The sequence below is a fragment of the Melioribacteraceae bacterium genome, from assembly GCA_019638015.1.
Classification (GTDB): Bacteria; Bacteroidota; Ignavibacteria; order Ignavibacteriales; family Melioribacteraceae; genus JAHBUP01.
In genome coordinates this window covers 1-6,517 of record JAHBUP010000004.1, presented here as the reverse complement: position 1 = coordinate 6,517, position 6,517 = coordinate 1, and the positions used below count along the sequence as shown (strand labels likewise).

Annotated in this window: 8 protein-coding genes; 6 read left to right on the top strand and 2 right to left on the bottom strand. The window is 32.0% G+C overall.

Going from position 1 to position 6,517, the window contains the following annotated elements; genetic code table 11:
• Positions 1-18: 18 nt before the first annotated feature.
• Both KF816_17395 and KF816_17390 read right to left on the bottom strand, forming a co-directional pair.
• The gene (locus KF816_17395; GenBank protein ID MBX3009804.1) at positions 19-231 is read right to left on the bottom strand and encodes a BrnA antitoxin family protein; all 213 of its coding nucleotides are present in this window, start codon (positions 229-231) and stop codon (positions 19-21) included.
• Between the two features lies 1 nt (position 232).
• Positions 233-514, bottom strand: a complete 282-nt coding sequence (locus KF816_17390; protein ID MBX3009803.1) for a BrnT family toxin — start codon at positions 512-514, stop codon at positions 233-235.
• A 356-nt stretch (positions 515-870) separates the two neighbouring features.
• On the opposite strand from KF816_17390, the gene KF816_17385 reads away from it, so the two are divergent.
• The 6 genes from KF816_17385 (at position 871) to lepB (ending at position 6,363) form a co-directional block, all read left to right on the top strand.
• Positions 871-1,536: a PorT family protein gene (locus tag KF816_17385; protein ID MBX3009802.1), complete on the top strand. Its 666-nt coding sequence runs from the start codon at positions 871-873 to the stop codon at positions 1,534-1,536.
• A 231-nt stretch (positions 1,537-1,767) separates the two neighbouring features.
• Positions 1,768-2,499 carry a hypothetical protein gene (locus KF816_17380; protein ID MBX3009801.1) on the top strand — a complete coding sequence of 244 codons (732 nt, stop codon included), beginning with the start codon at positions 1,768-1,770 and terminating at the stop codon, positions 2,497-2,499.
• Between the two features lie 217 nt (positions 2,500-2,716).
• Positions 2,717-3,181, top strand: coding sequence for a hypothetical protein (locus tag KF816_17375; protein MBX3009800.1), 465 nt, complete (start codon positions 2,717-2,719; stop codon positions 3,179-3,181).
• 189 nt (positions 3,182-3,370) lie between these two features.
• Entirely contained in the window at positions 3,371-4,297 is a 927-nt protein-coding gene (locus KF816_17370) for a DUF2971 domain-containing protein (protein MBX3009799.1), read from the top strand.
• A 731-nt stretch (positions 4,298-5,028) separates the two neighbouring features.
• Positions 5,029-5,637, top strand: a complete 609-nt coding sequence (locus tag KF816_17365) for a hypothetical protein (GenBank protein ID MBX3009798.1) — start codon at positions 5,029-5,031, stop codon at positions 5,635-5,637.
• 231 nt (positions 5,638-5,868) lie between these two features.
• The gene (lepB, locus tag KF816_17360) at positions 5,869-6,363 is read left to right on the top strand and encodes a signal peptidase I (protein MBX3009797.1); all 495 of its coding nucleotides are present in this window, start codon (positions 5,869-5,871) and stop codon (positions 6,361-6,363) included.
• Positions 6,364-6,517: the final 154 nt, after the last annotated feature.

Sequence of the window (6,517 nt, the reverse complement as noted above, 5' to 3'; positions counted from 1 at the left end):
CAACGCCGTTAGGGGCATTTACTTTTGCCAATTAATATTAGGTTTAAAATTATTTTGAGCGCATTCTCTTAAGTACATATTCATGAGATTTTGATAAGGGATATCAATTTCTAAAGCTAGTTTTTTGAAATACTCAACCGTTTCCTTTTCAATACGAATGGAAATTTGTTTTTTAAGCTTCTTTATATAAGGATTCTTGATGGAATCGCTGAAGTTATATTCTTTTTTCATTTTATTTTACCTCATGGTAATATTTACTTTCAGATTTAGTGGCTTTGCGAGCGGAAATAATTCTAATTGTTTCATTGTTTTCTTTATAAGTATGGACAACAACTAAGAGTCTTAATTTGGATGTAATTCCTAAAATAATAAAGCGTTCTTCATTTATTGAGTGTTCTGGATCAGATATAAGTCGTGCGTTGTCATCAAAAAACACTGTTTTGGCTTCATCAAAAGAAATTTTGTGCTTTTTGATATTAGCAAGGTTTTTGCTCTGATCCCATTGAAAACGCATATAGTATTAACCGCTATAATAATTATTAAATAATGCTATTAGAAAATAAAACAATAGCCCCTAACAAGCAACTCAAACCGACTGCTGTAGCCGGTCGCAATGTTTGTCGTGGGACATGGTTGTATTTTATGAAAGAGAGAAGTAACAAAATAACACAAACAATAAATCGTGGTATTGGTAACGTAAACCTTTTGGCAGCGGTTTAGTTGCCACGCCGTTAGCTGGCAAATACATTTAACATTTATGAGGACGCTAAAATGAACTCGTTAAATAAGTTAGTTATTATGACCGTTTTGAAGTAAAACAGATTTTCAGCCACGAAAAGGATACTTCAAAATCACATAAGGTAACTAACCATGAAAAATGTGACAAGAATGATATTAACTATAAATATTTTTTTTCTGTTCATTATTAACAACAGTCATGCTCAGATTAAAGTTGGGTTACTTGGTGGAATTAATTACAGTAACATTGTTAACTTTAATCCTTACCAAATTATCAGAACATGGCCTTCGCCTTCTCAATATAGCGAAGAGTATGAGAAAACATTAAGGTCTGGTTTAATATTTGGTTTAATTTTAGACTACCCAATTAATGAAAATATCTCTCTTTATATTCAACCTGTGTTCGTCATTAAAAAAATTTCTTTCAATAATAAATCCTCTGCAATCAATATTGTTGATACATATTATAATATTAATGTTCCCCTCCTTGTGAAATTTACACCAATGAAAATTCTTGATCTAAATCCTTTTTTAAATGTAGGCGTAGGTATAGAATACCTTATTAAAGCAACAAGTAAAATCGGTATTAACCAAGATAATGAAGAAACAAGATTATATAATAAAAATAATTTTCTCTTATTGATTGGTCTTGGTACAGACTATTCAATTAGTCAATCTGTTATTACGACAATTAATCTTTATTATTCATATGGCTTAACAAATTATTTATCTAATTCTTCTACTTTCGGAAGGACGAGTGATATTTCTATAGTTACCGGCTTATTATATAAATTATAAACTAAAATATTAAACATGATCCCAGCTAACAAGCGGGTCAACTTGACCGCGTTTTCATTGAAATGTTTTTTGTATTTATAAAGTTTGTTCTGTTTAGTAAATATTGTTTTTAACAGTAGCGCCAATTGTGAAGTTGTTTTGTAATTAAAAGCATTCTTAAAAATAAAAACATTGTTGAACTGGGCGGCAAGTTACCCGCAACGCCGTTATACGCAATATAGAGGGGTAAAAATGAAAACAACATTATTCAAAATCGTTTTATTAGTTAGTGTTATTATTCTGCTTAACGCTAAGAACCAGCCTACATTTGCACAAGACCAACAACTCAATAAATTTGTAGGTAATTGGTTGAGCCAAGATCTGATTGAAGCTAGTTTGACTAAGGTTATATTTAAGGCTCGGAATGGGCCAATGAGATATAATATTATCATTGAGGAAAACAATGGACAACTTCTTGCTGCTCTTGATAGTCCAGATAGATATTTAATAATAAATACAGATGAAATAACAACATCAGGAGATAGTATTAGAATCAAGTTCAATGAAATTGATGCCACCTACCGCGGAAAGCTTAATTCAAACAAGGATCAGTTATTAGGAAGCCTAATATTTTTTGGAAGAATGTTTACTCTTGGCCTAAGAAAGAATGATAATTTAGAAGAAGAAAAACAAATAACTAGTCAATGGATAGGAAAAAGTCTGAAAGATGTTGATTCTTTGGATTTGGTTTTGAAAACATATAAAACCAGATTGGGAGTATTCAAATCCTATCTAGATGTTCCCAACAAGAATCACAACAATATAGTAGTTGAAAACATGATAATAAAAAGTGATAGTCTGACATTTAAAGCAGAATCAATTAATGGCTATTTTGAGGGAAGAATATTTCATGAAGATAATTCCATCAAAGGAATATGGAAACAAAACAATAAAGAATATTATGTAGAATTTATAAAATATTAGGAAGATCATTCATGCGTATAACCCGCACTTCAGCCCGACCGCTTCACCAAATCGGTCGTAGTGAAAAGTTATTGGGTTTAGCATTTCAAAGTTGGTTGCTTTTTAAAGTGTGATTGTACTAATAAATAGATTAATAAATAAAGTTGAGCTTTTCAATCCGTCATTGTAATTATGGGCGGCGGGCTAAGCGCAACGCCGTTAGGCAGAGTGAAATATTATGAATAATTATGATCTTTATTGGTGGATTACTGCATTAATAGTTGGTATTTGTTCAAATATAATAACCAACTATTTAATCAAGAAATACGGAGATGTAATCGCTAAATATTCAAAAAGGTTTCGTGAACATAGATCCAAAAAAGTAAAACAGAGAAATGAATTGATTGATTTATTAAGCAAAAATGATTTTTATATGCAACATTATTATCACAAGGAAATAAGATATAATTTCCATGGGAGTGTCATGGCACTTGGTACAATATTTTTATGTATGCTCTTTCTATTTTTAAAAAGTAGTTCTGAACATTCTACACTTGTTACATTTTTATTCTTCTTCATTTTTATTTGTGCTTTCTTTAGTGCCTATTTAGCGAATTATTGTTTTCGAAAGTCAATTGAAATAGGACATATTCTGAGTGATGTATTTATTATAAAAAAAAACAATTCAATGCATTCTGCCTAACCCGCACTTCAGCCCGACCGCTTCTCCGAATCGGTCGTAGTGAAAAGTAGTTGGGTTTTGTGTTCCAAAGTTAGTAGTTCTTAAAAGTGTGATTTACATAAACGTAGTTATTTAAATTAAGGTTTTGCGCTTTCATTCCGTCATTGTAGTTATTGGCGGCGGGCTAAGCGCAACGCCGTTATACAGCATATGATTTTATATAAATATACGACATATCATAATTGTCTTAAAATATTACTTCAAAAGAGTATCAGATATACACAACCAATATGTTTCAATGATCCTTTTGAATTGTATCCAATAATTGAAGAATATTTCAACAATGAACAATTTGAAGAAATGTTAGATGTTGTTACGCAAGAACCATTTCTGGAACAAAATTATCAGACAGTTCTACGAGATCACTATGACAATTTAAGTGATGATATCAAATCTCTCATTAAATATGAAGTGTTTTATCCTATTCAAAAAAGAATCATAGAAGATGAACTTAAAAAGAGAAATCTACCAATTAAGCAATTAATAAAGGAATCGTTAAATGCCGGGACTGTTGATATTCACGCAATGATGAATGTAGAATATTTGAAAATAATTAATTCTATTATGGGAATACTAAGCTTATCAAAAATCAACAACGATATATTGATGTGGAGTCATTATGCAGACGCTCATACCGGAGTGGTACTAAAAATAGATTCTGATAATTCATTTTTTGAAAAACTAGGTGAGGTTAATTATCCAGAAGATAATGAACGCCCAAAGATAAAACTTTCAAATAGAGATTATTCTTCAAAAGATTCAATTAGTCTATATAAAAAGGTATTTTATAGTAAATCAATAGATTGGAAATATGAAAGTGAAGTTAGAGATATGAAACCCTTGCTCAATGCACATAATTCCACAGAAAAAGACAAATCGGGAATGCCAATATTTTTATTTGATTTTCCACCAGAGATAATAAAAGGTGTAATATTTGGATTAAGAGTTGACTTAGAAATGATATCAGATTTTATTAAACAGATCACACCAATCTATGGCATGCTCGAATATGATAAAATCAATTTAGATCCTCATAAATATGATTTTGTAATAAATAAAATAGAAGTAGCTGTATAACCCGCACTTCAGCCCGACCGCTTCTCCGAATCGGTCGTAGTGAAAAGTTATTGGGTTTGGCTTTTCAAAGTTGGTTGCTCTATAAAGTGTGATTGTAATAAAAAATAGATTAATAAATAAAGTTGTGCTTTCATTCTGTCTTTGTAGTTATTGGCGGCGGGCTAAGCGCAACGTCGTTAGGTTCCAAGTCAAGTTGTGTCTTAATAATTAAAACAATAATTGGTTTTATATAAAAACTGGTTTAGCTATTTATAAGTTCTATATAAGGGGAAACCAAGAGAGTTAGCTACCAACTGAAATTGGTTTAGAATCTGGTTTTAAAACTGCATTTATAAAAGGTACTTGTAGTTTATAAAACCAACAGAGTCAAAAAAAAGGGTTGGCAATAAAGTAAAATAGTCAAGATATTGAGCTGAGGATAATTAAATTATCTAATTTCATTACGGGGTTAATCTTCATTCTAAAATGGGCTTAAGTTAAAAAATATATAAACCTAACCCGCGTCTCAGCCCGACCGCTTCTGTCGAATCGGTCGTAGTGAAAAGTAATTGGGTTTGGCTTTTCAATGTTGGTTGCTTTATAAAGTGTGATTCTTAAACAAAACTGATTTTATAAATAAGGTTGTGTGAAGCTTGCTAAATTGTAGTTCGTGGCGGCGGGCTAAACGCAACGCCGTTAGGCAGTCTAGAATTTGATGACAATGAGTAATCACAAATTTTAATAAATAGATTATGGCCGATAAAAAGAAGTTTGAATCAGACCCATTTGGATATAGTTCTTTAGCTTGGTATAAGTGGGGTAATGTCCAAACATTTGCTGGTTTCCCAGTTGATATAAGTAAGTTTCCAACTAGCGAAGACTTAAAATCACCAATTCTTTGGCTCACTCATGCCGAAGCATTGACTCAAGCAGCAATTTCTGTAATTGACAGAGAACCGAATTTTTCTTCGCTTCCAGTGATTACTTGGGAAATTTGTCATAGTCAGTATTTCGCAGTCGCATTGATGCTAGTTGGTTACAGTCTAGAAGTTTGTCTTAAAGGTATGATAATTGAAAAAAATGGTATAAATGTTTATTCAGAAAATGAAAAGGATTATAAGATTCACCAGCTTGATGAGTTATCAGATTTTATACCAAATCTTAATAACCGCGACAATGTGATTTTAAAACTACTTACACATTATGTTAATTGGGCTGGGCGCTACCCTGATCCTGGTAAAGGTAGAGAATCAAGAGTTGAGGAAATATTTAAACTCTCGGAGAATTATGAAATAACAAGTAAAGATTTATTCGGACTAGCGAGTAAAGTTATGTCTCATGCAAAAGAAGTTTTTAAGTAATAGTAAAAACTGCCTAACAAGCGCCTCAACAGCGACCGCTTCTTCGATGCGGTCTAATTGAGTCGCATTAGGGTTTAGCTTTTCAGAATTAGTTTCTTGTGTAAAGTTGATTTGTAAAATAAAACTGATTTATAAATAATAGTTGCGTTGACAAAACCGTCATTGTTGTTCTGGGCGGCGCGTTAGGCGCAACGCCGTTATAATGCAAATAAATACGAGGATGAAAATAAAATGAATACTACAAAAACAATTGTGGCAATTTCATTTATGATCATTATAGTAATTGTCTCTTCATGTCGAAACAATAGTTTTACAATGTCATCTGGGGCAATGGAACCTACAATTAAAAACGGCGAAATAATTTATGCTGATCTAAATATTTTTAAGGAACAGTTGCCTAACCGGTGGGATATTGTAATTTTTCATTCTCCAACTATGCCAAACACAGATTGGTTGATGAGAATTGTTGGATTGCCTGGTGAGACCGTTTCTTATGATAGTCTTGGATTATTGATCAATGGTGAGAGAATGAGTAATGACAAAAATAGGATTCATTATAAGTTGTATTGTCTAAATGTGGATTCATCAAGAATAATTCAGCACCCTTATATAGTCCCAGAAGACCAATACTATTTGCTAGGCGATAATGTGGATGATTCATTTGATAGTAGAGTATGGGGCTCTATTTCAAAAGACAAAATATTTGGATTGGTCAAAAAACAGTGAAGGCATTATAACCCGCACTTCAGCCCGACCGCGTCTTCGACGCAGTCGTAGTGAAAAGTTATTGGGTTGGTTTTTCATTGTGAGTTACTCTTTAAAGTGTGATTGTAATAGTAAATAGATTAATAAATAAAGTTGTGCATTTCAAACCGTCGTA